Origin of the sequence: Kribbella sp. VKM Ac-2569, from assembly GCF_004216905.1 — a bacterium.
Taxonomy (GTDB): domain Bacteria; phylum Actinomycetota; class Actinomycetes; order Propionibacteriales; family Kribbellaceae; genus Kribbella.
This window is the reverse complement of record NZ_SGXJ01000008.1, coordinates 122970-147809: the sequence shown is the minus strand read 5'-3', so window position 1 is coordinate 147809 and position 24840 is coordinate 122970. Positions and strand designations below refer to the sequence as shown.

Below are 24840 nucleotides of genomic sequence, written 5' to 3'. Positions count from 1 at the left end.
CGACTCTTGGTTCAAGATGAGGCCCCTTTGCCACTAACTGGCACGCGCCGAATGTCTACAGGACGCGACTGACTGTAGCCCGGATCTTCAGCCACTCCGGGTTTAATACACACCGCCTTCGTTGGGAAGGTGGCATTCGTGATCGTCACGCGGTTCTCGACGACCCAGCCCAGAGTGGCTGAGGTTCCAGCCCGTCGGTGTGATGGTCGTGAACTGGAGCGATTCAGCAAGTCATGCGACAGTGAAGTCGTGAGCCGTCTCGTCGAAGACATCCGCCTTGCGCGCAGGCGTGGCGACTTACCCGAGCGCTTTCGGCCGGCTGATGTGCGTCGCGCTTGCCCAGGGTGGGCCGATCGCACATATGGTGTCTTTCTGCCCAAGCACCGCCGGGGCAATCCAGTGGGCTACACGGAGTACTTCGTTCGTCATCCCGATGGCTCCTACAGCCTCATCGAGTAACCGCCAAGTTGGGGGCGGGTAACTCCAATCCTCGCCACCGCTTTACAAGTTGCCTGTTCAGTACCGCCAAGTCAGTCACTTAGCCGGTGCGGATGTCGGAAGTCCCCACCAAACTTCCTGTGCACGAAGAGGAGAGATGAATGGCGAAGTACTCGGTAACGCAGTCAGCGGTCACGCAGTTGCTGACTGACGTGAAGGGCGACCGCATCGCCATCCCCGAGCTCCAGCGCCCGTTCGTCTGGGACAGCATCAAAGTCCGCGACCTCATGGACTCGCTCTACAAGGGCTACCCCGTCGGCTACCTCATCACGTGGCAGTCGGTCGGAGCCAAGCTCAAGGGCGGCCAGGTCGCAGCCCACCAGCAGATCCTCATCGATGGGCAACAGCGGATCACCTCCCTCCGCGCCGCCGTCGCCGGACTCAAGGTGATCAACAAGAAGTACAAGGCCGTTCGGATCACCATCGCGTTCAACCCAATCACCGAGGAGTTCGCGACCCTGACCCCGGTCATCGGCAAGAACCCGCAGTGGATCTCCGATATCAGCGAGTACTTTAACGCCGACTCGCCGTTGTCCTTCGCGCGTGAGTACCTCGAGCGCAACCCCGACGTCGACGCCAAGACGTTCGAGACGAACCTGGCCCGGCTCGAGGGCATCAAGAACGCCCAGATCGGCATTATCGGCCTCGCCGACGACCTGGACGTCGAGACCGTCTCCGAGATCTTTATCCGGATCAACTCCAAGGGCGTCCCCCTCAGCAGCGCCGACTTCGCCATGAGCAAGATCGCGACCTACGGCGATCGCGGCCGAAACCTGCGCAAGCTCATCGACTACTTCTGCCACCTCGCTGTCGCACCCCACGCCTACGCCGACATCAACGAAAACGACCACGAATTCGCGGGCACTTCATACCTCAAGGCCATCAGTTGGCTGAAGGACGAGGCCGAGGACCTCTACGACCCCGAGTACAGCGACATCATTCGAGTCACCGGCCTCGTCGGCTTCAGCCGCGGCAAGGCGTCAAGCATCGTCAGCGAGCTGTCAGGGCGCGATCCGGAAACCCGGAGGGTCGACGAGGAGCGGATCCCGGTCGCGTACGACAAGCTCGAGCGTGCGCTGCTACAGATCGTAAACAACTACCACTTCGACAACTTCTTGATGCTCATCAAGTCCGCGGGCTTCATCACGCCGGGGATGGTGAACTCGAAGAACGCCCTCAACTTCGCCTACGCCCTCTACCTCCGCCTGCGCGGGGACAAGGCCATGAGTGAAGGCGAACGGAAGCGGATCGTGAAGCGCTGGTTCGTGATGTCGATGCTCACCGGCCGCCACTCCGGCAGCTTCGAGTCAACCTGGGAGCAAGACATCCGCCGGATCGGCGAACAAGGACCCGCGAACTACCTCAAGCAGGTTGAGGAATCCGAACTGTCGGATGCCTTCTGGGCAGTCGCTCTCCCTGCTGCCCTCGAGACGACGAGCACGGTCAGCCCGTTCTTCCAGACGTTCCTGGCCGCACAGGTGGCGAACAACTCTCGCGGATTTCTGTCAAAGGGCATCACCGTCGCGGCCATGCAACAACAGTCGGGCGACATTCACCACATCGTGCCCAAGGACTACCTGCAGAAGAACGGCTACCCGGACCGCGGCGACTACAACCAGGTCGCGAACTTCGCGCTCACTGAGACGGCGATCAACATCAGCATCAGCAACAAGCCGCCGATGCAGTACATGGCCGAGATCGCCACCCAGACCGAGTCCGCGCAGCTAGTCCTCGGAGAGATCACAGACCCTGATGACTTGGCTGCGAACCTCGCCGAGAACGCCGTCCCGGCCAGGTTGGCCCAGGTCACAGCCGGGAGTTACAAAGAGTTCTTGGTCGAGCGCCGGAAGCTGATGGCGGCGACCATCCACAACTACTACCAGGCCCTGTGACGACGGCGGGCGACCCTCTGTTCTCGCGATGGGGCGGCCGGTCCGGCTCTGCGTTGACGGTGGCTTCTAGGCGCATTTGATCGACCAGACCTCGGGGATGCTGCGAGGAAGCACGGGGCACCACGGGCATCGAGGAAAGTCGATCCTCACCTGGAGGTTTGGCGGATCGTCCTCTCGGAATCGGACTGACGACCTTCTCCTCTCACCACGGGATCGTGGTTGCCCCACGTTCCGATCGGAAGGTGCGGTCTGCTCATCTCGGCCCTCCACAGTCCAGCTGCACGTGACAGCTCAACGGCTGGGCGGGCCGGGGATCGGACGAAACGAGAGCAGCGCGACAGGATGCGAAACGTCGCTCAACAACGCGCAGTCGGCTGCCCGTCGTGACTCTGCGTATTGGCAGAGTAAAATGCAGACCCGACGGTCCCGGCCGAGGCGCCGATAGGCGCCTGACCTGCGGAAACTTGTAGGCCCCGTGGGACTCGAACCCACAACCCGCGGATTAAAAGTCCGCTGCTCTGCCAATTGAGCTAGAGGCCCTCATCTGGTGAGGGGAACAGTGTGTCAGGTTTGGTGGGGGTTTGCTTGGTGGGGGGTTGGGGTGAGGGCTTGCGTGGCTACCCGGAGTGGTGGTACAGATCGGAATTCGCTCGGGTGGTCCGGGTGCTGACAAATCCTGCCGCGGGGGGAACCGACGGCGGGTTTGGGGGGATGGATCGTGTTGTTGCTTCGTGCTGCGTTGGGGTCGGTCGCGGTGGTGGCGCTCGTTGGCGGGTGTGGGGCGGATTCGGGTACGTCGGGGGCGGGTGAGCCGGCTGCTATCGCGAGTGTGCAGGTCAGCGTGACGCCTACGCCGGTGCCAGGTACCACATCTGCTCCGGTCGTGCCGCCGAGGACGTCCGCGGCGCCCAAGGTCAAGCCGTCGGTCACCACGACGAAGGAGGTCGTGGAGTTGAAGGTGATTCCGTTCAAGAAGAAGACGGTGACGGACGACTCGTTGGCGAAGGGTGAGCGGACGATCCTTACGGCGGGGGTCAACGGTACGCGGCGGCTGGTTTACCGGATCACGTACTTGAACGGCGCACAGACGGATAAGCGGTTGGTTCGGCAGGAGGTCGCGAAGGAGCCGCGGTCGCAGGTGACGGCGGTGGGTACGAAGGTCGAGGAGCCGGAGGAGTCCGGCGGGTGCGACCCGAACTACTCCGGTTGTGTTCCGATCGCCAGTGACGTCGACTGCTCGGGCGGGAGCGGTAACGGCCCTGAGTACGTCGATGGTCCGATCGATGTCATCGGCTCCGATAAATATCGCCTCGACGCCGACCGCGACGGGATCGCCTGCGAGTAGATCGGGGAGGATTACCTACCCGAATCGGGCAGTAGCCCTCCCCAACGGTCGGCAACCGGTCACGTCGAAGCGCTGGGGGCCGGTCGGTACGTCGGCGGTCGCGATGAAGGTCATTGCCGGGTGCGTCGACGTCCGCTCCCATCAAGTGCGTAATAGTCGCTCATACGCGTACGACGACGCAGCACGGTGAAGTGTCAGTCGATGACCGCTGTGGTGATGCGCCGTGGCGTGATGTCGAACATCGAGTCCTCGGGTGGATTGGCCAGGTACGCCGCCCGGTGCTCCTCAGGCAGGTACTTCTCCACCATCGCGTTCAGCAGGTCCGGTTCAAGCGGAAGGAATCGCGCCACGCCCTGCATGTTGACGTACTTCGCCGTCGCCCCGTCGACCGTCTGGATCGAGAGTGACAGCTCGCCTGTGCCGGTCCGGTGCAGTCTGGTCTTCTTCGACTTGGCCGGCGTCATCACCTGGAATCTGTTGTCGTCGGGCAGGTGGCGGAACCACACCGGCGTCACATGCGGCGACCAGCCCGGGTCGTCGACTGCCAGCACGGCCACCAGCGGCTGCGCCAGGAACTCTGCTATTTCGTCGTCGTCCATCGCTCGGAACCCCATGCAAACCACGCTCCCACCAGGCACCGACAATTCGGCCATACTTCATGTCGTGACTGAAAGCGAGGTGCGGTGCTCACCTACGTCCTGAACTCGCAGGATCTGGCCGACGTCCGGTTCGCGGTGTCGCCGGTGGCGGAGATGGTGCTGTCGTTGCGCGCACTAAGGGACCCCGGCCGTTTCCCGCTGCAGCTCGGCTGGGTTCGCGCCGTACAGCCGCAGGTCGCCGCCCTGGATTGGTCCGTACTGCGGTGGCTCGTCAACGACACCATGGGCAGCCCGGACTTCCTGACGCCACGACCGACCTCGCCGCTCACCCAGCTCTCCGACGAGCTCGACGTGATCGCAAACGTCCAACCGGACACCTTCGAGCGACAACTAGTAGCGGTCAACGGCGAGCTACCGGAAGACCTGACCATCGACAAGGTGGTCGAGGCGCTAAGCCAGTACTGGGACGCCGTGATGGCGCCGTACTGGAGCCGCATGCGCACCCTCCTCTCCGCCGACATCAGCTACCGCGGCCACGTCGTCACCCAGCAAGGGACCGGCGCCATGCTCAACGGCCTGGGCCCAGCGATCACCTACGCCGAAGGACTACTCAAGGTCGACCGCGTCGCCGAGCAGAGCCGCACCGAACACGTCGACGGCCGCGGGCTCGTACTGCAGCCGACCCTGTTCGGACCGCACGCCGTCATCCCGTTCGACCCCGGCGCCGAACCGCTGCTCGGCTACCCGCCGCGCGGTCAGGCCAACCTGTGGTCCGTCGTCGAGCCACCGTCCCGCCACGACCTCGCCCAGTTGATCGGTACGCCGAGAGCGCACATCCTCGAGCTCCTCACCCATCCCCGTACGACGACCGACCTGGCCGGCGAACTGAAGGTGACGCCGTCCGCGGTGAGCCAGCACCTGCAGCTACTGCGCCGTACCGGGCTCGTCGAACCGCAACGCACCGGCAAACAGGTCCTGTACCGGCCGACGGAGCTCGCGGCCCTCCTGACCGGGACAGCCGTCGATTGAGCTGTCAGCTATAGTCGGAACGTCCGCGGGAGCTCGCAGGAAGTGGGCTGAGAGGGTGACTCCCCCGTCACCGACCGCTGAACCTGAATCGGGTAATTCCGGCGTAGGGAGGAAGCGATGGAATCCGTCTGGGTGAACGGTACGGCGGTCGACGTACCGCCCGGCAAGTCGGTGGCCGAGCTGATCGCGGAGTACTCCGATCGCGCCACCGGGATCGCGGTCGCGGTGAACCAGAACGTGCTGACCAAGGCCGAATGGGCGCAGACAACCCTGCGGCCGGGCGACCGGGTCGAGATCGTCAGCGCGACGCAGGGAGGCTGACATGGATGATCCACTGGAGCTCGGCGGGCGCACGTACACGTCGCGGCTGATCATGGGGACCGGCGGTTCGGCCAACCTGGAAGTGATGGAGGAGGCATTGATTGCCTCTGGCACCCAACTCACCACGGTCGCGATGCGCCGGCTCGGCACGGGTCATGAGGGCTCGGTGCTCGACGTACTGAAGAAGCACAACATCGACGTACTGCCGAACACGGCCGGCTGCCACACCGCGGCCGAGGCCGTGCTGACCGCGAAGCTGGCCCGCGAGGCGCTCGGGACCGACCTGATCAAGGTCGAGGTCGTTGCCGACGACCACCTGTTGCTACCGGACCCGTTCGAGCTGCTCGATGCCGTGGAGGCCTTGGTGGCCGACGGTTTCACCGTGCTGCCGTACACGAACGACGACCCGATCCTCGCCCGTCGCCTCGAGCAGTCCGGTTGCGCGGCCGTCATGCCGTTGGCCGCACCCATCGGTTCGGCGCTCGGTATCCGCAACCCGCACAACATCGCGCTGATCGCCGAGGCGGCGAACGTCCCGGTGATCGTGGATGCCGGCATCGGTACGGCGAGCGACGCCGCGCTGGCGATGGAACTCGGCTGCGACGCGGTCATGCTCGCGACTCCGGTGACCCGTGCGGAGAAGCCCGCTTTGATGGCCGCCGCGATGCGCGACGCCGTCTCCGCCGGCCGGAGCGCACGCCTCGCCGGCCGCGTGCCGAAGAGATGGCAGTCGGCGCTGGCGTCGTCGCCTACAACTGGCCTGCCAACCTTTTAGCCTCCGCCGCGTCCACCGCCCGGTCCAGCAGGAGCGCGGTGAGGGACAACGTCAGGTCCTGGTTGGGTTGCAGCACCAACGGCTGCTCCCACGCGAGCGCCGGGCAAGCGCCGACGTACTCACCGGATCGCACGAACCACGGCCACACCTGATCCGGCTGCAGCAACAGCAGGCTGACATCGCCTTGGACGAACGCGAGCCACGGACTACACGAGCCGAACGCGGCATCCAGCCCGTCTCCGTCGGCACTCAGGACAGTCGTCTCCGCAGCAGGCAGTCGCCAGAAGAGACCGCCGTACCCTGCCCCGGCCCGGCCCGATGTGGCCGGGCTATCGATCCGGATTGATCCGTAGCGGGCAGTGAGGACGCTGCGCCAGTCGAGTCGCCAGCCACCGAAGGCGAGGTCGCCGGTGAGGCGGCGGCGTTCGACGAGTTGCGGGCGGCCTTGCTCGTCGTACCAGGTGATGTCGTCGACCAGCTCGCGGTCGTTGACGGTGACGCCGCGGCTGCGTTGCTGGCCGTGGTTCGTGAGGAGGGTCGGGCCTTGGCCGCGGACGTAGGTCCGGCCGCCCCAGTGCGACGTGCCGTTGACCTGCGCGACGGCGAGCGAGACGCCGTAGTGATGCCGATGGTCGACCGGACTGACCTCGGTCAGCGGGTGCCCGCCGAGCGTCCGGACCGGGTGCAGGTAGGGCCGCGGTGCGTGGACCTGCGGCATCCGCCGTCCGAACTCGTACCGCGCCAGCAGCCCCGCCGAACTCCCGAGCGCGAAGATGTCCCCCTGCTGCTGCCACCCGACCTGATCAGCTGACGCGTTGGAGCGCGGCTCCTGCGGCACCGGACCCGTGCTCGCCCGCACCGCCAGCCGCAGCTCCGGTACGCCGCCCACCTCGTCTGAAGGCCCCGTGATCGACGCGTGCAACCGCTGCCACGCAAGCTCACCGAGGTCCTTCTGCGGCACCCGAACGGTCGTCAGTGACGGTACGGCGAACCGCGCGAGCCCGATGTCGTCCATCCCGGTCACCGACAGATCAGCCGGTACGGCGACCCCGACCTCGTTGAGCCGCGCCAGCAACCCGAACGCCACCAGATCGTTGAACGCGACGACCGCGGTGACCTGCGCTTCGAGCACCCGCTCCACCGCGGCGTACCCGTCCTCGATCGACCAGCCGCACTCGAGCCGGACGAGCTCCAGCCCCGGGATCTCCCGCTCGGCAACCGCGAGCGCCTGCAGCCGCATCACGTTGGACGCGCTCGCCGCCGGGCCGGACAGGAACGCGAGCCGCCGGTGTCCGAGGCCGACCAGGTGATCGACGACGATCCGTACGGCGCGGCCGTAGTCGACCACCACCGACGCTACTTCCGCCGGCCCCTGACGGTTGACGAGGATCACCGGCTGCACCTGCGGCAGAAGTTCGAGCAGGCGCTCCTCGTCGATCCGCGGCGAGACCATGATCAGCGCGTCGCAGCGGCGCCGGGCCTCGATCGCGATCGCCGCCTCGGCCTTCGGGTCCTCGTCGGTCTCGGCGACCAGCACCTTGTACCCGGCCGCCGCGGACGCGTTCGTGATGCCGCGCAGGATCTGCTGGAACAGCGGGTTGCCGAGGTCCGGGACGACCAGCGCGACCATGTTCGTCCGGCCCAGCGACAGGCTGCGGGCCAGGTCGCTCGGCCGGTAGTTGAGCCGCTCCGCCGCGGCGCGCACCCGGGCGACGATCTCCGGTGCGACACTGAGACGCCCGTTCATCACCCGGGACACGGTCGCCCGCGACACCTCCGCCGCGCGCGCGACGTCGGCAATCGTGATCGAGTCCTTCGGTGTCCGGCCCACCCCCGTATCCTCTCTCGATGGAAACCGGTTTCTCAACCCTCGGTGTGGTCGGATGAGACAACACGTCGACAGAGGAGCTGGTGAGCGAGTTGGAGTATCCACGCGTGATTGGCGTTGCGCCGGGCAACGGGTACAGCCACGTGGTGACCGGATCTGGCCAATGGGTGGCCATCTCCGGGCAGGTGGCGCTGGACGTGAACGGGGAGTTCGTCGGCCGAGATGATCCGACGGTGCAGACAGAGCAGGTGTTCGCGAACCTGGAGCGCTGCCTGGCATCGGTCGGCGCGACGTTCTCGAACATCGTGAAACTGACGTACTTCGTCACCGACATCACCCACCTGCCGGAGATCCGCGTAGTCCGCGACAAGTACATCACCGGCCTCAAGCCCGCGAGTTCGGCGGTGCAGGTGGCGTCACTGTTCAGCCCGCTGGCCCTGATCGAGATCGAGGCCTTCGCGATCATCTAACGCAGTACGTCGACCGCCACCCGAGCGGCCTCGCCGATGGCGGCGTCGACGCGGGGCTGGCGGAGGTCGCCGCGGGCGGCGAGCGTGAGGACCGCGATCGCGAACGCCGCCCCGCCGGGCAGGGTGACCACGCCGGCCTCGTGCCGCAACGCGCCGAACGTTCCGGTCTTCCCCGCGACGCGTACGCCGTCGTGCGGGAAGCCGGACGCCAGTCGGTGCAGGAAGATCTGCCGGTGCATCGTCGTCTTGACGAACTCGGTCTGCTCGGCCGAGAGCAACTCCCCCGCCCACAACCGCCGCAGCAACAGGGTCAGGTCGCGAGCACTGGCCGCTGACCCGTTCGCCGCCTCGTACACGCCGACCGGATCGGTCCGGTCGTTGTCCGCGAGTACGGCGAGGGCCGCGTCCGCATCGTCGGCACCCGTACGGCGCTGCAGGTCACGCAGGTTGGCCGCCGTACCGCGACGAACCCAGGTGCGGCGCAGTCCGAATGACTCCAGGATTTGCGCGAGCCGGCGCAGCCCGACGATGTCCAGCAGCGCATCGGCTGACGCGTTGTCCGACACCGTCGCCATCGACAGGGCCAGATCACGCAGCGACACCGTCACCGGATCCGCGAACGCGGACAGCCCGGTCGGTCCGGCGGTCCGCGCCGACGGCTCGAGCGTCACCCGCTCGCGCGGATCGAGCTCGCCCAAATCCACCAGCCGGCAGAACCCGGCGAGCAGCGGCAACTTGTAGACCGACGCCAGCGGGACCACGGCGTCCGCGTCCAGCTCGACGGACGCCTCGGGCTCGTCGAGCGAGACCGCGTGCAACCAGCCGCGGACACCGGCGTCCTCGAAGATCCCACGGATCCGGGCGTTCACGATGCCAGCGCTTCCGTGAGCTGAGCCATCACGTCGTTCGGGCGGAGGAACGGCGTACGCGTCCTCGACCAGACGAGCCGGAGGCGCAACGGCAGCGGATCGTCGGCCAGTCGATGCCGACCGACGCCCGGTGCGATCAGTGCCGGGTCGGCGGTCACCACGATCGCCTGGCCGGCGGCCGCCATCGCGAGTCCGGCGCGCTCGTCCGTCACCACGACCGTCCCACCGTCAGGCCGGTGCAGCGCCAGCGTGTCCAGGAACAGATCTCGCGCCGCCGGTGCCTCGGCCCGCGGCCGCACCGCGATCGGCAGCCCCTTCAGCTGCCGCAACGCCACGACCTCGGTGTCGACAGTCGCTGCCGGCACGAGTGCCCAGGTCGGCAGGAGCGATACCGGCCCAGCCTCCAGACCATCCAGTACGGCGGGATGCAGTACGGCGGCCAACGTCAAACGGCCCGTGCCGACCTGATTGACCAGCGAACTCGTCGGCGCGGTCACCACCGTGACTCGACTGCCCGGAATCATCGAGCCGCAGGCCGCGGCCACCGCCGCGCCTGCCGACGGCGGGACCTCGGGCGCCAGACCGAGCCGGATCTCGGGACCCTCCGGATCGCGCGCGACGGCCGCCTGGTGCAGCTCCTCGATCGAGGTCAGCGCGCGCCGTGCGTACGGCAGCAGCGCGACGCCGGCGGGCGTGAGTTCGACGCGACCTGCGCCGCGTTCGAAGAGCTTCGAGCCGACCAGCGCCTCCAGGCGCCGCAGGCCCTGGGACAGCGGCGGCTGGGTGATGCCGACAGCCCGCGCCGCATCACCGAAGTGCTGCTCCTCGGCGAGCGCGATGAAGATCTGCAAGTGCCTTTCAGTGATCATGACGTGACTGACCTGCGGTGATAGCTCCAGCCAATCGCTCCATGCGCAAGAGCATATTCGACATGCTCGCCCCAGCCCGCCTTGACTGAGGTCTCAGCGACGACGAGAAGGAGACAGCGTGAAGGTGAGTCGGAGAGGGATGCTGGCGGGCGCGGCGGCGGCCGGTGCCGCGGGTGTGGTCGGGGCGGTCGGGCTCGAGAACCAGAGCGAGGCGGCAACCACGTCCACGAGCCAGTCGACGCGAGAGCCGGTGGAGCTGACCTGGTTCGGGACGCACGCGTGGCAGATCCGGTGCGGCAAGAGCGTCGTACTGACCGATCCTTGGCTGACCCGCTTCCACACCGGGACGTTCACCCCGGAGGGCGCCGACCCGAAGACGAAGCTGGTGATCAAGCCCGACGTGATCGACCGGCACCTGAGCACCGCCGACGCGATCCTGGTCCACCACGGCCACTACGACCACATGGCCGACGTACCGTACGTCGCGAAGAAGACGCAGGCCACAGTGCTCTGCACCGAGACGCACGCGAACATGCTGCGCGCGATGAAGACGCCGAACGACCTGCTGTCACCGGTCCGCGGCGGCGAGTACCTGCCGTTCGAGGGCTTCGCGATCGAGGTGTTCCCGTCGCTGCACTCCTGCGGCGGCAAGCGGCACACCTACGCGTACCCGGGCTACCGGTACGACGTCCCGCCGCGCCCGCGAGTGATCGAGGACCTGGTCGAGGGCGGCACGCTCGCGTTCGTGGTCACGATCGGCGGTCTGCGCATCCTCAGCCTCAGTACGGCGAACTTCGACCCGAATGCGCTGCGCGGCCTCCAGGTCGACGTCGTACTGGCCGCTCCGGGCGGCGAGCCCGGCATCACCGACCGCCTGCTGCAGACGATCAAGCCGGTCCGGAAGGTGATCGCCACGCACTGGGACGACTTCGACAAGCCCCTCGACGACCCGGGCATCCCGTGGACCGACCTGACGCCGCTCCGCACGTCCGTCGAGAAGACCGGCGCCGAGTTCGTCGTACTCGATCACCTGCAGCAGGTCACGCTGTAGGCAGGAACTCGTCAAGAACAGCGGCCACTTCCTCGGGATGTTCCAGAGTCTGCATATGCGGTACGCCAGGCAGCTCGCGGAAGCTCGCACCGGCGATCCCGTCCGCGAGCTGTCGCAGTACGGCGGTAGGCCCGGACACGTCCGCTCCGCCGGCAACCACCAGCACCGGCGCTGGGAAGTGGGCAAGCTTGCCCTGGGCATCCAGTTCCTTCATCGACCGCCACGCCGCCGCCCAGTCGGCCGGATCCAGCGCGAGCACGGACTCCCGCGCGTACTGCACGCCAAGCGTGTTGTCCGCGAGGGCCGCAGGTGTGAACCACCGAGTCAACGTCTCGTCCACCTGGGTACGCATACCGTCCGCCTCCGCCGACACGGCCCGCCGCTCGAAGACGTCGGGGAACGCCCGGTCGGTCGTCGCCAGAAGTGACATCGAGGCGAACCGGCCGGGTGACTCGATCGCTGCTGTCTGGGCGATCGCACCGCCGTACGAAAGCCCGACGACATGCGCCGTGACCAGCTCGAGCTCGTCGAGTACGGCGATCAGGTCCCGCGCAGTGTCGTGCAGCGTGAACGGGCGCGGCGACCCGGCAGCCTCGCCGTGACCGCGGAGGTCGTACGCGAACACCCGGCGGCCGACGGCGAGCTGGTCGAGGATTGGATCCCACATGAGTTTGTCGAGGCCGAGCGAGTGCAGCAGCACCACCGCCGGCCCGCTCGTACCGCGTTGCAGCAGGCCGGTCCGGTGATCCGGGAGAGTCAGCACGAGTGCGATCCTAGATCTCCATCTGTCAGGGCAGGACGCGGTAGTGGTAGCGCGAGGCGGTCTGGAAGCCGAGGCGGTCGTACAGAGCGCGGGCCGGGGTGTTGGACTCGACCACCTGGAGCCAGACACGGGTGACACCGAGGGTTGTTGCCCGCTGCAACAAGCCGTGGATGACGGCCTGGGCGAGGCCTCGGCGGCGATGGCCGGGATCGACCGCGAGGCAGTAGAGACCGGCCCAGCCGTCGACCAGGGCGAGCCGGCCGATGGCCTGGATCGGCGAGCCGGACGGGATCACGGCGTACAGCGCACGACTGCGGTTGAGGATCTGCCGGGCAGCGGCCTGTGCGGCGGACCCGCCGCGGCCGTCGACGGCCCACCAGAAGTCCATCCAGTCATCATCGGGCGCGGTGGAAATATTCACCGCGGTGGGCGGCTCGGACAGCTTCGCGAGAACGTCGGCAACCTCCGCACACATCACCAACGTCGGATTGCGGAGTTCGTAGCCGCGGGCTGCCAGGTACTCGTCGAGGTCGCCGGGCTGCGCCGCCGGACCCACCTGGAACGACGGCCTGATGTCGTGGGCGACGTACAGGTTCTCCACGTAATCCAAGGCCCTGTCGAGGTCGAACGGCGCACTCGCGGGCAGCACCGAGTTGGCTCGCAGGGTGACTCCGGCGTTGTGTCGGACCAGCCAGCCGTCCAGCTGGGTGCTGTGTGCGGCGGGCCAGCCTTGGTTCATCAGGGCGTCCATGCGAGCTTCGGCGATCACTCCACCAAGCCTAGAACCGTCCGGATCGAATTGCAATGAACTGGATAGTTATTCATCGTCCGCGGACGGTCGCGACTACGTCCGCGAGCAACTCGATGCCCTCGACAACTTCCTTCTGGGACAGCGACCCGTACCCGAACACCAGCCCGGCAGGCCCTTCTCCAGACACCCAGTACGGCGCCAGCCCGTACACGCCGAGCCCCCGCTGCAACGCCGCGTCGCGCAACGCATCCTCGCGGAGGTCAGGCGGCAGCCACGTCATCACGTGCAGTCCGGCCGAGATGCCGACCGGCTCGAGCTCTGGCAGCCGCGCCGCCAACCGTTCGACCAGCGTGTCCCGTAGCGTCCGGTACCGCGGCCGCATCCGCCGCAGGTGCCGGTCGAACTCGCCCCGCGCCACGAAGTCCGCGAACGCCAGCTGGTCGAACACCGGCGACCCTCGATCGTCCATCAGCTTCGCCTGTGCCATCGGTTCGACCAGCCACGACGGCAGGATCAGCCAGCCCAGCCGCAACCCGGGGGCCAGTGTCTTGCTCGCGGTCCCGGCGTACGCGACACGATCGGGCGCAAGCCCCTGCATCGCGCCGATCGGCTCCCGGTCGTAGCGGTACTCCGCGTCGTAGTCATCCTCGATCACCAGCCCGCCCCACGCGACCAGCGCCGCCCGCGTTTCCGCCGACGCCACCGCTCCAGTGGGGAACTGATGTGCAGCCGTCACGAGTACGACGTCCGCGCCCGACCGCTCCAACGCGTTGACGTCGATGCCCGTCTCCAGCATCGGTACGCCGACCACCTCGAGCCCGGCCGCTCGAGCGACGTCCCGCAGGTCGTTGTCGGACGGGTCCTCGACCGCGAGCCGCCGGCGTCCGTGTGCGGCCAGCACCTGCAGCAGTAGCCGCGAGCCCTGCGCGAACCCGTTGCAGATGAGCATGTTCTCCGGGCGCGCCGCCGTACCGCGGACCCTGTTCAGATAGTCGGACAGGGCCGTGCGGAGCTCGATCGTGCCGCGTCCGTCGATGTAGGCGAGGCTGCGGTACGGCGTCTCGTTGAGCACCCGCCGTACCGATCGGAGCCACGCGGCGCGGGGGAACTCGGAGACGTCCGGACGGCTGTAGCGGAAGTCGATCCGTGGCGGACCTGCATCGGGCCTCAGAGCGGTCGTCGCCTCGATCACGGCAATGTCGGCGACCTGCGTGTATCCGCCGGCGCGGCTGATCAGGTACCCCTCCGCGACGAGCTGCTGGTACGCCTCGACGACCACGCCGCGGGACAGGCCGAGGTCGTGCGCGAGGGCGCGCGTCGACGGCATGACGGTCTCGGCGCGCAGCAGTCCGGCGCGGATCCTGGTCCGGATCCCGCTCTCGAGCTGCTGGTGCAGCGGGACGCCGCTGTCGCGCTGCAGCTCGACCAGGAGCTCGCCGGCTCCGGAACTGGTCCTCATTCGGCTCACAGAACTGGACCTTATCGACGGACCGCTCCGCTGTCAGGGTTGTGGACACGACCAAAACATCAGGGAGCTGAGAGCGATGACTTTGTTTCTGCGCACCGGAGACGCCGGGTACGACGACGCGCGCACCGTCTGGAACGCGATGATCGACCGCCGGCCCGCCGTGATCGCCCGCTGCGCTTCGACCGAGGACGTCGCCGAGGCGGTTCGGTACGGGCGCGCGGCCGGGCTGGAGATCGCTGTCCGCTGCGGCGGCCACAACATCGCCGGTCTCGCCGTCCCCGAAGGCGGGCTGATGATCGACCTCACGCCGATGAGCGAGGTCCGCGTGGATCCTGCGGCCAAGCTGGCCTGGGTGCAGGGCGGCGCGCTGCTGGGCGAGCTGGACAAGGCGGCGCAGGAGTACGGGCTGGCGACGACGGCCGGGAACGTCTCGCACACCGGGGTCGGTGGGCTGACGCTCGGCGGCGGGATGGGTTGGCTGGCGCGGCGGTTCGGGCTGGCCTGCGACAACGTCATCTCGTACGAGGTCGTGACGGCGGACGGTGACGTCGTACGGGCGAGCGCGGACGAGAATCCCGAGCTGTTCTGGGGGCTGCGTGGGGGCGGCGGAAACTTCGGAATCGTCACGTCGTTCGAGTTCCGGCTGCACCAGGTGGGGACGCGGGCGCTGATCGTCGAGTTCACCTATCCGGTGTCGGCGGGGTTCGACGTACTGCGCGGGTGGCGGGAGCTGAACGCCGACGCGCCGCGGGAGGCGACGTTCACCGCCAGCATCACGGCGGACTCGGTGACGGTCGGGTACGTGTGGGTCGGCGAGGGTGGGCACGACCTGCTGCCGGCGTTCCGCGCACTCGGGCCGGTGAGCGACGAGATGGTCGAGGAAACGACGTACCTGAAGCTGCAGACGCGGGACGACAACGTCCAAGGACACCGTTTTCGGCGGTATTGGAAGGGCCACTACTTCAAGTCGCTGCCCGATGAGGTGATCCGCGCGTTGGTGGACAACCCGGGGGTCTCCGCGAGTCTGCAGGCGTACGGCGGGGCGATTGCCGACGTACCCACGGAAAACGCTGCATTCAGTCACCGGGACACGTTGTTCGAGTTCGTCACCGCGACACGGTGGGAGGACCCGGCCGAGGACGAGGAGCGGATCGGTCGGCTGCGCGGGTACGCCGCGACGCTGGCGCAGTACGCGAGCGGGACGTACGTGAACACGCTGAACGACGACCCGATCAACCGCGCGTTCCCGCCCGCGACGCTGGAGCGGCTGGTCGCGCTGAAGACGGCGTACGACCCGGCCAACGTGTTCCACCTGAACCAGAACATCCGACCCGGCGAGCCGACGAGCGAGTCCGCTGCCTGACTGGTACCTGTGAGGAATGGACTTCGAGCAGGTCTTCGCGGACGTCGCCCGGACGATCGAGGGCTCCGGCGTGGTCATCATGGCGATCGGGCTCGCCGTTGTCCTGATTCGGTACTGCTACGACGTCGTCCGCAAAGGCACCGGGAGCTACCAGCAGCTGCGGGTGAATCTCGGGCGGGTGATCCTGCTCGGGCTGGAGATCCTGATCGTCGGGGACATCATCCGGACGATCATCGTCGAGACGTCTGTGCAGAGCGTGCTGGTGCTGGGCCTGATCGTGGTGATCCGGACTGTGCTCAGTTTCGCGCTCGAAGTGGAGATCTCCGGATCGTGGCCGTGGCAGACCCGCCGGACCGACGCGGCATGATGGAACTGTGACGACTGAGCTGACGCCGGAACTGGCGGCGACGATCGATGCGGCATTCGCGCGGCGCGACCGGGCGAACATGGGGCCGACGATCGCCTTCTTCGAGAAGCTGCTGACCGAGCACCCGGACAATCCATATGTGCTGTACGAGGTCGGCGGGTCGTACGACACCGCCGGCGATGAGGAGACGGCCGTCGGGTACTACGAGCGCGCGCTACCCGGGCTGACCGGGGAGACCCGCCGGAAGTGCCTGCTGCAGTACGGCAGCACGCTGCGCAACCTCGACCGCTTCGACGAGTCGCTGGCCGTGTTCAAGGGCGCGTGTGCGGAGTTCCCCGAGTCGGACTCGCTGCGGGTCTTCAAGGCGCTGACACTGCACGCCGCCGGGGCGAAGGACAAGGCGCTCGCGACGCTCCTGCTGGTGATCGCCGACAAGGTCGACTCCGCCGAGATCAAGCGCTACGAAGCCGCCATCCGCGGCAACGCCGACTATCTGGCGGGCTTGAGCTAAGGCTTGTGCGCGACGCCGCCGTAGATGGCGTCGCGGATACCGACCTGCGGGTCCTCGTCGACGCGGCCGCCAGGGACATGCCAATCGGCCAGCCGGACGACCCCCGGCTCGAGGATCTCCAGCCCGTGGAACAGGGACGAGATCTGCTCGACCGAACGGAACGCCAAGGTCGGGAAAGCGTCCTTGACCTTCTCGAGAAGCTCGGTCACGAGTACGTCGACCTCACCGCCGTCGCCCGGGTTGCACGCGTGCGTGATCGCCAGATAGGAGCCCGGCGGCAGTGCGTCGACGTACTTGCCGGCGATCTCCAGCGTCTCGTCGTAGTCGGCGATGTGGTGCAGCATCAGCGCCATCACCAGCGCAACCGGCTCACCGTCGGCCAGCATCCCCGCGACCGGCGGTTCCGCCAGCACTTCTTCAGGCTTGGTGAGGTCCGCCGCGGTGAACTGTGTCCGGTCGTTGTCCAGCAGGAGCGCCCGCCCATGGGCGACCACGGCCGGGTCGTTGTCGATGTACACCACCGAGGCGTCCGTGCTCACCTTCTGGGCGATCTGGTGCGTGTTCTCGACGGTCGGCAGGCCGGAGCCCGCGTCGATGAACCGCCGTACGCCGGCCTCCTCGGCCAGCCAGGTGACCACCTGGTGGAGCCAGCGCCGGTTCGCCCGCGCCCACACGGGGGTCTCCGGCGCAATCTTCATGATCTGCCGGTACAGCTCACGGTCGGACTCGTAGTTGTCCTTGCCGCCGAGTGCGTAGTCGTAGACGCGAGCGACGCTCGGCCGGGTGGTGTCGATCCCGTGCGCGATCAGCCCACCGTCGTACATCGGCTGATCGGTCACACTGTCTCCTCGCGACGCGGGGGCACACGTTCACCACGAGGGTAACGCACAGAGAGTCAGCGCATCGCCACGGCGAGTTCAATCTCTGTAAAACTCAACCCGCACAGGGGTTTCAGCACGCGCAGGCGACACCGCGCGGGGCTGTCAGCGGGTCGGACTCCCGGCGCTCGATCCCGTCCGCGGTCTCGATCGGCCCGCCTTCGCGCACCCAGTACTCGAACCCGCCGATCATCTCCTTCACCGGATACCCGAGCTGGGCGAACGCGAGCGCCGCCTGCGTCGCACCGTTGCAACCGGGGCCCCAGCAGTACGTCACGACCGTCACTCCAGCCGGTACGACATCCGCGGCGCGCGCCGCGATCTCTCGGTGCGGCAGGTGGACCGAACCCGGCACATGCCCCTGGTCCCAGCTCTCCTGGCTCCGGCTGTCGATCAGCACCCAACCCGTGACGCCGGCGCCGATGTCCGCAGCGACATCAGCCGCATCCACCTCGAACGAGAGCCGGCCGGCGAAATGCGCGACGGCGGCGTCCCGCCCGGCAGCCGGGGTCCGCAGTACGGCCGAGGTCGTCATGTGATGCCTCCTTGATCGGGGAGCCACCAGCGTCGACTTTTTGGCAGTACGGCGGAAGTGGCGGAAATGACGTAGTACATCAAGATTCCGCCACGCCCGGTTCAGCGCTGTCGCGTGGTGATCTTCGCGCGTGCCCGCGCCACCTTGATCGCCTGCTTCAGCGTCTCCACGTCGTACGCCCCGTAGTGCCGCTGCCCGTTCACGAAGAACGTCGGCGTACCCGAAACCCCACTCGTGTCCGCCGACTCCACATCCAGCGCGACCCGCGCCGCCGCCACGTGCCGCTTCACGTCGTCGTGCAACCGGTCGGTGTCCAGACCGAGCTGTTCCGCGTACCCGATCAGGTCCTTCGGCTGGAGGTTCTCCTGGTTCGCGAGCAGCAGGTCGTGCATCTCCCAGAACGCCCCCTGCGCGGACGCCGCCTCCGCCACCTCGGCCGCGATCTGGGCGCGAGGATGTACGTCGGACAACGGCAGGTGCCGCCACACGTACCGCAGGTCGTCGTCGTGCAGCAGATCCCGTACCACGGGCTCGGCGATCCCGCAGTACGGGCACTCGAAGTCGCCGTACTCGACCAGCGTCACCGACGCCGTCTCCGGTCCGCGGATGTGGTCCCGCTCCGGATCCACTGGATCGGTCAGGTCGACCAACTGCTCCGCGTTGCCTAGCAGTGCTAGCGCCTTCTTCGGAGGGGACAGCAGCTTGGCCGCGCGGAACACCGCCCAGGTCAGCGCCGACGCGACGACCACCGCGGACAGCAGCCCGACCTTCGCCTCGGCCAGCTGCGGCCCGTCGAACGCGATCGTTGCGATCAGCAACGACACCGTGAACCCGATGCCGGCGATCGTCCCGCTGCCGACGACCGCGGCCCAGCCGACCCCCGGCCGGATCCGCCCGCCGCTCAAACGTTCGAGCAGCCAGGACACCGTCGTCACCGCGAGCGGCTTGCCGACGACGTACCCGAGCAGGATGCCGAGCGTGATCGGCGAGGTGAACGCCTGCCCGAGGAACGCCGCGTCGATCGTGACACCGGCGTTCGCGAGCCCGAACAGTGGGACGATCAGATAGCTGGTCCATGGGTGGTACAGGTACTGCAGGCGCTCGTTCGGCGAGATCGTCGTGGTCAGGCCGACCGTCGCGGACCGCGCCAGCTCCGGCGTCGGTTGCTCGCGGAACAGCCGGAACCGACCGGTCGCCTCCTCGAGCTCCTCACGACCGGGCGAGTACGCCGGCGCCGTCAGCCCGATCGCGAGCCCGGCGACCACGGGGTCCACGCCGCTCTTCAGGAGGGCGGCCCACATCAGTACGCCGAGGATCACGTACACCCAGGCCTTGCGGACGTGGAACAGCGACAACACCAGCACGATCGCGAACGAGGCGATCGCCAGCACGAGCGGCATCACCCGGATGTCCTCGCTGTAGACGACCGCGATCACCACCAGCGCGAGCAGGTCGTCGACCACGAACACGGTCAGCAGGAACACCCGCACGCGATCCGGCACACCACGGCCGACCAACGCGAGCAGACCGAGCGCGAGCGCGGTGTCGGTGGACATCGCGACGCCCCAGCCGTGCGACCCCGGACCGCCGGCGTTGAACGCGAGGTAGATCAGCACCGGCGCGACCATTCCCGCGATCCCGGCCAGCATCGGCAGCACGAACCGGCTGCGCTCGCGCAGATCACCGAGATCGAACTCGCGACGCGCCTCCAGCCCCACAACCAGGAAGAACAGCGTCATCAGCCCGCTGTTGATCCACTCCTGCAGATCCAGACTCAGTACGTCGTGCCCGAGCCCGATCGACAGATCGGTCCGCCACACCTCGTCGTACCTCCCCGGCGACACGTTCGCCCACACCAACGCCAGCCCAATCGCAGCCGCGAGCACCCCCGAACTACCCGCCTCGGTCCGCAAAAACGCCCGCATCGGCGCCGCAAACCCCCGCCGCCAGTCAGTCCGCCCACTCAAAAGACCGACCAACTCCGCCATGGCGCACACTGTAATCCGGCCCGCTCCAACGCGCGGTCAACTACGGGCCCATGAGACAGCTTCTGGTGGGCCACCGAAGCTGAAGCTCGACCCCGAAGCTCGGACTCAGCCCCCGCTCAGGCTCGGAACGACCCCACGAAAGTAGTTCACCGGTAACTCTAAGTGTTAGAGGTTCACCTGCGGAGTGGCCGAAAGGGGGCCGTGCGGTGGGCGCGTCGGCGAGGGCAACGAGGTGGGCCGGCGGGGCGGGGCGATGGGTTTTGGTGGCGGCTAACGCTGCGGGTCGGTTGGGCTGCATTATTACCTTGCCCTACTGCGTGACCATGCCCTGGAGTTTCCAGTGACTGAGCCTGAGCTTGCCCATTCGGCGGATACGTTTGCCCGGCTGGCGATCGAGTTACACGATGCGCCTGGTGTCGAGGAGACGATCGATGCCGTAGTGCAGTTCGCCTTGCATGCCGTGAATTGCACGTACGCCGGCGTTGCCCTCTACACGCGCGGTTCGCAGGCCGAGATCGCCGCAGTCACGGACCAGATCGTCTCCGACATCCACGATCTGCAGATCACTGCGGAGAGTGGCCCACTCATCACAGCACTCCGCGAACGCACCACGATCCTGATCCGCGACACGACGTCCGACGACCGTTGGCCCGAGTGGAGTACCAAGGTCGCCGCGCTCGGGATCCGCAGCATTCTCGACGTACCGCTGGCGACCGGTGACGCGCCCCGACGTACCGTCGGCGTACTCGGCCTGTACAGCTCGGAGCCCGAGGCCTTCACTGAGGACGACGAGGCGATCGCGCATATCCTCGCGCGGCACGCGTCCGTGGCGGTGGCGTCCGCGCGGCACGAGGAGACGATGGCGGCGGCCGTCGACGCGCGGAAGCTGGTGGGTCAGGCGATGGGCATCCTGATGGAACGCTTCGATGTGGACGGTGACCGGGCGTTCGCGATCCTCAAGCGGTACTCGCAGGACACCAACACCAAACTGCGCGACGTTGCTCAGCAACTCATCGATACGCGCAAGCTTCCACACTGAAGAGAATCTGACACCGTTGTCCCGGCGCCACCCACCACGATCCGTTGCATACTTCGGAATGAGCCTGACGCCGGGATTTGTGCGGCCAGTACCGCGGACCGGGTCACGTCCCGGCGTCTCAAGCCCAGGCTAGTCTGACCGAATGGGTGAGTGGCGGCCGTTGGCGGGGCCCTCGCGGCAGGTGGCGTTGGAGATCCTGCTGGACGGGCCGTTGTCGCGCGCCGAATTGTCGCGCCGGGTCGGCCTGTCGCCCGGCAGCCTGACCCGGTTGACGAAACCGATGGTCGAGTCCGGCCTGCTGGTCGAGGTCGAGGGCGGCCCCACGGACGCCCGCGTCGGCCGGCCCTCGCAGCCGCTCGACCTGGACGCGAACGCCCACCACTTCGTCGGCATCAAACTCACCGGCGACTCCGCGATCGGCGTACTCACGACGCTGCGCGCGGACGTGCTCGCGATCGTCGAGCGCCCGATCACCGATCCCACGCCGTCCGCGGTCGCCGACCTCGTCGTCCAGCTCATCGACGAACTGACCGTCCAGGTTCCGGGAGGTACGGCGATCACCGGCGTCGGCGTCTCGCTCGGCGGGCGCGTCGCGGACCGTACCGAGGTCCGCTGGGCGCCGTACCTGAACTGGGTCGACGTACCGTTCGGAGAACTGCTCGCCGCACACACGAGCGTGCCGATCGTGATCGCGAACGACCTGACCTCCCTGGTCGAAGCCACCCACTGGTTCGGCGCCGGGCGGAACGCGCACCGCTTCGTGCTGCTCACGATCGGCGCCGGTGTCGGGTACGGGCTCGTCGTCCACAACCGGGTGGTCGACAGCCCGGACGTCACGCTCGGCCTGGTCGCGCACCACCCGTTGCTCCATGACGGCCCGCGCTGCGACCGGGGCCACCGTGGCTGCGCGATCAGCCTGCTGACAGTCAGCGCCATCACGAACCACGTCGGTACGGCGCTCGGCCGGCCGGTGGAGTACGACGAGGCGCTCGACCTCGCGGCGAAAGGCGATCCGGCGGCGCGAGAGATGATCGGCCGCGCCGGTCGCGCCCTCGGCAAACTGATCGCGGCGGCCGCCAACTTTGCCATGCCCGAGCTCGTCGTCCTCGGTGGCGAAGGCGTCCGGCTGGCGGAGGTCGCGCACGACGAACTGCTGGCAGGTCTGCACGCCGACCGGCATCCGTCGACCGCCGAAGTGCCGATGGTCCTGCAGCCGGCCGACTTCAGCGAGTGGGCCCGCGGCGCCGCGGTGGTCGCGATCCAGACCTTCGTTCTCGGCACCGAGTAACTGACTATTTCAATCTAGACAGTTACACTACCGCCATGATGAGGCGATGGCTGGAAGGCTGGCGGCTGTGCCGCGGCCTGGCGCCGGTGATCGAGTACGACGACGCGTACGCCGCCGCACTGGGACTCCCCGGGCGCGACCGCGAACTGTTCACCCGCACCGACGACCCGACGACCGTGGATCGGCTGGCCCGGGACCTGCCCGCGGACGCCTGGCTGACCGTCACCACGCAGCACGGCTTGGAGATCGCCCGCCGACTGGCCGCTGCCGGGACCCAGCCGTTCGAAGAACAGAAGACGCTGATGTCGATCGACCTGCTCACGCATCCGCGTGCGACGGCCGCGATCGAGACGGACGGCCCGCTGGAGTACGTGAAAGTCCTTGTGGACGGCACCGTCGCGGCGCATGGAATGGTGGCGATCGTCGGCGACGACGCCGTCATGCACGACATCCAGACCGATCCGGCGTACCGGAGACGGGGACTCGGCAGCGTGGTGATGGGCGCGCTCACCGGACGAGCCCTCGAGCGTGGGGCCCGGACCGGGCTGTTGATGGCCACGACCGACGGCTTCCACCTCTACCGCAAGCTCGGTTGGTCGCCGGAGGCGACCATGGTCACGGCGTCAGGAGCTGCGGACCCGCGCCCGATGAGCGGCGACCTTGGCGCGGTTCTGACAGGCGGTTGAGCAGAACCGCTGGTTCCCGTTCCGCGTCGAGTCCAGGAACAGGTCGTCGCATCGGTCGGCCTCGCACCGGCGGAGCCGCTCCGCCTCGTCGCTGCCGAGCAGCATCGCCACGGCGGTGGCGAGTTCGGCCAGCCAGCCGTTCGCGTCGTCGGGACTGCCGAAGTGCAGATGCCACGGCGCTCCGACGTCGCGGGTCAACTGCGGCGCGGCCTTGGTTTCCCTGAGCAATGCGTTCACCAGTTCGACGGCCCGATCGACGGCAGGGAGGCTGCCGAGGGCGTCGTACAACGTTTTCCCGCCGGCGGCGTAGTCGGCGGGATCGACGGCGGGCGGTTGGTTGGTGGTCAGCCGCAGTACGGCGTCGACCGCCGCGGCGTCCGGGGGAACCGCCGGGCGACCCTGCCGCTCGGCGGATCCGAAGGTGTTGGCCAGCGCGATCGCGGCCTGCAAGGACGCCTGCAGATGATCGGTGGCTTGCACCCCTCCAGTATCGCTCATTCTTGTGGAGGAGGTGCGTCATACCAGGGTCGTAGGCAGACATCCGCCCGCACTCCGATGATCCGGATCGTTGCCAGAAACAACAATGACGGGTAGGAACCTGGGTTCAGTCCCGGCGCTACGAGGAGGGGAACTGGTGAAGGTCGCGGTCGTGATGGGTGGGGCGAGTCCGGAGCACGACGTGTCGTTGGCCAGTGGCAAGGGGATCATGAAGGCGGTCGAACTGCTCGGCCACATGGCGATCCCGCTGATGATCGATGCTGAGGGCAACTGGTTGGACGGGCAGCACGAAGCGATCGAGATCCTGCAGGCGTGCGATATCACGATCCCGGCGTTGCACGGCGAGGGCGGCGAGGACGGCCGCCTGCAGGGTTTCCTCGAACAGCTGCACATCCCGTACGTCGGCAGCGGGATCGCGGCCAGCGCGGTCGGACTGGACAAGCACCTGACCAAGGCGGTCCTGAAGGCACACGGGATCCCGGTGACGCCAGGTGTCACGCTGCGCGGCGCCGAACTGACCGACGCCGAAGCGACGCTGCAGAAGCTGAAGGTGGCCGGCCTGGACTTCCCGCTCTTCGTGAAACCGGCGAACGGCGGCTCGAGCTTCGGCGTGACCCGCGCGACGAACCTGCCGACGCTGCTGGCCGCGATCGCGGAAGCCACCGCGTTCGGTCCGCAGGTCCTGGTGGAGCGGGAGATGGTAGGTCGCGAGATCGACCTCGCGGTGCTGCAGTTCCCGGACGGGCGGGTGGAGACGGCGCCGGCGCTGGAGATCCATGCGGATCCGGAGCAGCCGTTCTTCAACGCGACCGCGAAGTACGACAGCAGCGGCACGCGGTTCGTCGTACCGGCTCGCATCGATCCCGAACTGGCGGTGCGACTACGGCGTACGGCGATCGATGTGTTCGAGGTGCTCGGCTGCGAGGGGCTGGCGCGGGTGGACTTCTTCGTACTGCGCGACGGCGAGCCGGTCGTCAACGAGATCAACACGTTCCCCGGGTTCACGCCGGCGTCGCAGTTCCCGCGGATGTGGGCAGCGGCCGGGATGTCGTACGCCGAGGTCGTCGACACCCTGATCCGTACGGCGGTGGCGCGCGGATGACCGTATTACTGAGCGACGACCGAATCCCGGCCGCCCTCTATGGTCCGGCATACAGCC

The 24840-nt window shown here is 67.6% G+C and carries 25 protein-coding genes, 1 tRNA gene and 1 riboswitch; of the genes, 14 read left to right on the top strand and 12 right to left on the bottom strand.

The annotated features are described in order from the left end of the window. Nucleotides 1-599 precede the first annotated feature (599 nt). Nucleotides 600-2390 carry a DUF262 domain-containing protein gene (locus EV649_RS38765; RefSeq protein ID WP_130388717.1) on the top strand — a complete coding sequence of 597 codons (1791 nt, stop codon included), beginning with the start codon at nucleotides 600-602 and terminating at the stop codon, nucleotides 2388-2390. A 467-nt stretch (nucleotides 2391-2857) separates the two neighbouring features. Here EV649_RS38765 and EV649_RS38760 read toward each other — a convergent pair. After that, a tRNA-Lys gene (locus EV649_RS38760) sits at nucleotides 2858-2930 on the bottom strand. Nucleotides 2931-3108: 178 nt separating this feature from the next. Between EV649_RS38760 and EV649_RS38755 the strand changes: the two genes are divergently transcribed. Next, nucleotides 3109-3735: a G5 domain-containing protein gene (locus EV649_RS38755; protein WP_198682935.1), complete on the top strand. Its 627-nt coding sequence runs from the start codon at nucleotides 3109-3111 to the stop codon at nucleotides 3733-3735. 194 nt (nucleotides 3736-3929) lie between these two features. On the opposite strand, the gene EV649_RS38750 is transcribed toward EV649_RS38755, so the two are convergent. Continuing rightward, nucleotides 3930-4349, bottom strand: a complete 420-nt coding sequence (locus tag EV649_RS38750; RefSeq protein WP_157996397.1) for a pyridoxamine 5'-phosphate oxidase family protein — start codon at nucleotides 4347-4349, stop codon at nucleotides 3930-3932. A gap of 69 nt (nucleotides 4350-4418) precedes the next feature. Here EV649_RS38750 and EV649_RS38745 point away from each other — a divergent pair, with 69 nt between their 5' ends. The 3 genes from EV649_RS38745 (at nucleotide 4419) to EV649_RS38735 (ending at nucleotide 6459) form a co-directional block, all read left to right on the top strand. Next, the gene (locus tag EV649_RS38745; RefSeq protein ID WP_130388714.1) at nucleotides 4419-5363 is read left to right on the top strand and encodes a DUF5937 family protein; all 945 of its coding nucleotides are present in this window, start codon (nucleotides 4419-4421) and stop codon (nucleotides 5361-5363) included. Between the two features lie 15 nt (nucleotides 5364-5378). Then, nucleotides 5379-5490, top strand: a riboswitch (TPP riboswitch). Then, the gene (gene thiS / locus EV649_RS38740; protein ID WP_130388713.1) at nucleotides 5481-5684 is read left to right on the top strand and encodes a sulfur carrier protein ThiS; all 204 of its coding nucleotides are present in this window, start codon (nucleotides 5481-5483) and stop codon (nucleotides 5682-5684) included. It overlaps the preceding riboswitch by 10 nt. A gap of 1 nt (nucleotide 5685) precedes the next feature. Continuing rightward, nucleotides 5686-6459, top strand: coding sequence for a thiazole synthase (locus EV649_RS38735; protein ID WP_130388712.1), 774 nt, complete (start codon nucleotides 5686-5688; stop codon nucleotides 6457-6459). Here the strand turns inward: EV649_RS38735 and EV649_RS38730 are convergent. Then, a complete protein-coding gene (locus tag EV649_RS38730) occupies nucleotides 6434-8290 on the bottom strand; it encodes a DUF6807 family protein (RefSeq protein ID WP_157996396.1) in 1857 nt (618 codons plus the stop codon). The genes EV649_RS38735 and EV649_RS38730 overlap by 26 nt on opposite strands. Before the next feature lie 80 nt (nucleotides 8291-8370). Here EV649_RS38730 and EV649_RS38725 point away from each other — a divergent pair, with 80 nt between their 5' ends. Continuing rightward, nucleotides 8371-8757 (top strand): RidA family protein, encoded by a 387-nt coding sequence (locus EV649_RS38725; protein WP_130388711.1) that lies wholly within the window; start codon nucleotides 8371-8373, stop codon nucleotides 8755-8757. On the opposite strand, the gene EV649_RS38720 is transcribed toward EV649_RS38725, so the two are convergent. Continuing rightward, on the bottom strand, nucleotides 8754-9626 hold the full coding sequence (locus EV649_RS38720) for a serine hydrolase (RefSeq protein ID WP_130388710.1): 873 nt from the start codon (nucleotides 9624-9626) through the stop codon (nucleotides 8754-8756). The two genes, EV649_RS38725 and EV649_RS38720, sit on opposite strands and share 4 nt — an antisense overlap. Beyond that, entirely contained in the window at nucleotides 9623-10495 is an 873-nt protein-coding gene (locus tag EV649_RS38715) for a LysR family transcriptional regulator (RefSeq protein WP_130388709.1), read from the bottom strand. Before EV649_RS38715 ends, EV649_RS38720 begins: the two co-directional genes overlap by 4 nt. 118 nt (nucleotides 10496-10613) lie before the next feature. On the opposite strand from EV649_RS38715, the gene EV649_RS38710 reads away from it, so the two are divergent. Continuing rightward, nucleotides 10614-11546, top strand: coding sequence for an MBL fold metallo-hydrolase (locus tag EV649_RS38710; protein WP_241999225.1), 933 nt, complete (start codon nucleotides 10614-10616; stop codon nucleotides 11544-11546). Here EV649_RS38710 and EV649_RS38705 read toward each other — a convergent pair. From EV649_RS38705 to EV649_RS38695, 3 genes are read right to left on the bottom strand one after another with little or no spacing between them, the layout of a single operon-like run. Continuing rightward, the gene (locus tag EV649_RS38705) at nucleotides 11536-12309 is read right to left on the bottom strand and encodes an alpha/beta fold hydrolase (RefSeq protein ID WP_130388708.1); all 774 of its coding nucleotides are present in this window, start codon (nucleotides 12307-12309) and stop codon (nucleotides 11536-11538) included. The genes EV649_RS38710 and EV649_RS38705 overlap by 11 nt on opposite strands. Before the next feature lie 25 nt (nucleotides 12310-12334). Further along, nucleotides 12335-13078: a GNAT family N-acetyltransferase gene (locus EV649_RS38700; protein WP_198682934.1), complete on the bottom strand. Its 744-nt coding sequence runs from the start codon at nucleotides 13076-13078 to the stop codon at nucleotides 12335-12337. 52 nt (nucleotides 13079-13130) lie between these two features. Further along, on the bottom strand, nucleotides 13131-14519 hold the full coding sequence (locus tag EV649_RS38695) for a PLP-dependent aminotransferase family protein (protein ID WP_241999223.1): 1389 nt from the start codon (nucleotides 14517-14519) through the stop codon (nucleotides 13131-13133). Nucleotides 14520-14604: 85 nt separating this feature from the next. Here EV649_RS38695 and EV649_RS38690 point away from each other — a divergent pair, with 85 nt between their 5' ends. Genes EV649_RS38690 through EV649_RS38680 form a run of 3 tightly spaced genes read left to right on the top strand, consistent with a single transcriptional unit; the run spans nucleotide 14605 to nucleotide 16769 of the window. Then, nucleotides 14605-15891 carry an FAD-binding oxidoreductase gene (locus EV649_RS38690; RefSeq protein ID WP_130388706.1) on the top strand — a complete coding sequence of 429 codons (1287 nt, stop codon included), beginning with the start codon at nucleotides 14605-14607 and terminating at the stop codon, nucleotides 15889-15891. 16 nt (nucleotides 15892-15907) lie between these two features. Next, the gene (locus EV649_RS38685) at nucleotides 15908-16258 is read left to right on the top strand and encodes a DUF1622 domain-containing protein (RefSeq protein ID WP_130388705.1); all 351 of its coding nucleotides are present in this window, start codon (nucleotides 15908-15910) and stop codon (nucleotides 16256-16258) included. A 7-nt stretch (nucleotides 16259-16265) separates the two neighbouring features. Continuing rightward, nucleotides 16266-16769, top strand: coding sequence for a tetratricopeptide repeat protein (locus tag EV649_RS38680; RefSeq protein WP_241999222.1), 504 nt, complete (start codon nucleotides 16266-16268; stop codon nucleotides 16767-16769). Here the strand turns inward: EV649_RS38680 and EV649_RS38675 are convergent. From EV649_RS38675 to nhaA, 3 genes are all read right to left on the bottom strand, one after another. Beyond that, nucleotides 16766-17608 carry an SAM-dependent methyltransferase gene (locus EV649_RS38675; RefSeq protein WP_130388704.1) on the bottom strand — a complete coding sequence of 281 codons (843 nt, stop codon included), beginning with the start codon at nucleotides 17606-17608 and terminating at the stop codon, nucleotides 16766-16768. The genes EV649_RS38680 and EV649_RS38675 overlap by 4 nt on opposite strands. A gap of 112 nt (nucleotides 17609-17720) precedes the next feature. Beyond that, the gene (locus tag EV649_RS38670) at nucleotides 17721-18182 is read right to left on the bottom strand and encodes a rhodanese-like domain-containing protein (RefSeq protein WP_130388703.1); all 462 of its coding nucleotides are present in this window, start codon (nucleotides 18180-18182) and stop codon (nucleotides 17721-17723) included. A gap of 101 nt (nucleotides 18183-18283) precedes the next feature. Continuing rightward, on the bottom strand, nucleotides 18284-20170 hold the full coding sequence (gene nhaA, locus EV649_RS38665) for a Na+/H+ antiporter NhaA (RefSeq protein ID WP_130388702.1): 1887 nt from the start codon (nucleotides 20168-20170) through the stop codon (nucleotides 18284-18286). Nucleotides 20171-20510: 340 nt separating this feature from the next. Between nhaA and EV649_RS38660 the strand changes: the two genes are divergently transcribed. The 3 genes from EV649_RS38660 to EV649_RS38650 all read left to right on the top strand — a co-directional run bounded on the left by EV649_RS38660 (nucleotide 20511) and on the right by EV649_RS38650 (nucleotide 23183). Beyond that, nucleotides 20511-21209 carry a GAF and ANTAR domain-containing protein gene (locus EV649_RS38660; protein ID WP_130388701.1) on the top strand — a complete coding sequence of 233 codons (699 nt, stop codon included), beginning with the start codon at nucleotides 20511-20513 and terminating at the stop codon, nucleotides 21207-21209. Between the two features lie 142 nt (nucleotides 21210-21351). Continuing rightward, the gene (locus EV649_RS38655; RefSeq protein ID WP_130388700.1) at nucleotides 21352-22497 is read left to right on the top strand and encodes an ROK family transcriptional regulator; all 1146 of its coding nucleotides are present in this window, start codon (nucleotides 21352-21354) and stop codon (nucleotides 22495-22497) included. 35 nt (nucleotides 22498-22532) lie between these two features. After that, nucleotides 22533-23183, top strand: coding sequence for a GNAT family N-acetyltransferase (locus EV649_RS38650; protein ID WP_130388699.1), 651 nt, complete (start codon nucleotides 22533-22535; stop codon nucleotides 23181-23183). Here the strand turns inward: EV649_RS38650 and EV649_RS38645 are convergent. After that, on the bottom strand, nucleotides 23121-23663 hold the full coding sequence (locus EV649_RS38645; protein WP_157996395.1) for a CGNR zinc finger domain-containing protein: 543 nt from the start codon (nucleotides 23661-23663) through the stop codon (nucleotides 23121-23123). The two genes, EV649_RS38650 and EV649_RS38645, sit on opposite strands and share 63 nt — an antisense overlap. A gap of 154 nt (nucleotides 23664-23817) precedes the next feature. On the opposite strand from EV649_RS38645, the gene EV649_RS38640 reads away from it, so the two are divergent. Continuing rightward, nucleotides 23818-24783, top strand: a complete 966-nt coding sequence (locus EV649_RS38640; protein ID WP_157996394.1) for a D-alanine--D-alanine ligase family protein — start codon at nucleotides 23818-23820, stop codon at nucleotides 24781-24783. The last annotated feature ends 57 nt before the right edge of the window (nucleotides 24784-24840 follow it).

Excerpts from the sequence above, each read along its gene's own strand:
- EV649_RS38765 (WP_130388717.1), top strand. The coding sequence starts at position 600 with ATGGCGAAGTACTCGGTAACGCAGTCAGCGGTCACGCAGTTGCTGACT.
- EV649_RS38750 (WP_157996397.1), bottom strand. The coding sequence starts at position 4,349 with ATGGGGTTCCGAGCGATGGACGACGACGAAATAGCAGAGTTCCTGGCG.
- thiS (WP_130388713.1), top strand. The coding sequence starts at position 5,481 with ATGGAATCCGTCTGGGTGAACGGTACGGCGGTCGACGTACCGCCCGGC.
- EV649_RS38735 (WP_130388712.1), top strand. The coding sequence starts at position 5,686 with ATGGATGATCCACTGGAGCTCGGCGGGCGCACGTACACGTCGCGGCTG.
- EV649_RS38715 (WP_130388709.1), bottom strand. The coding sequence starts at position 10,495 with ATGATCACTGAAAGGCACTTGCAGATCTTCATCGCGCTCGCCGAGGAG.
- EV649_RS38695 (WP_241999223.1), bottom strand. The coding sequence starts at position 14,519 with ATGAGGACCAGTTCCGGAGCCGGCGAGCTCCTGGTCGAGCTGCAGCGC.
- EV649_RS38690 (WP_130388706.1), top strand. The coding sequence starts at position 14,605 with ATGACTTTGTTTCTGCGCACCGGAGACGCCGGGTACGACGACGCGCGC.
- EV649_RS38685 (WP_130388705.1), top strand. The coding sequence starts at position 15,908 with ATGGACTTCGAGCAGGTCTTCGCGGACGTCGCCCGGACGATCGAGGGC.
- EV649_RS38670 (WP_130388703.1), bottom strand. The coding sequence starts at position 18,182 with ATGACGACCTCGGCCGTACTGCGGACCCCGGCTGCCGGGCGGGACGCC.
- nhaA (WP_130388702.1), bottom strand. The coding sequence starts at position 20,170 with ATGGCGGAGTTGGTCGGTCTTTTGAGTGGGCGGACTGACTGGCGGCGG.
- EV649_RS38655 (WP_130388700.1), top strand. The coding sequence starts at position 21,352 with ATGGGTGAGTGGCGGCCGTTGGCGGGGCCCTCGCGGCAGGTGGCGTTG.
- EV649_RS38650 (WP_130388699.1), top strand. The coding sequence starts at position 22,533 with ATGATGAGGCGATGGCTGGAAGGCTGGCGGCTGTGCCGCGGCCTGGCG.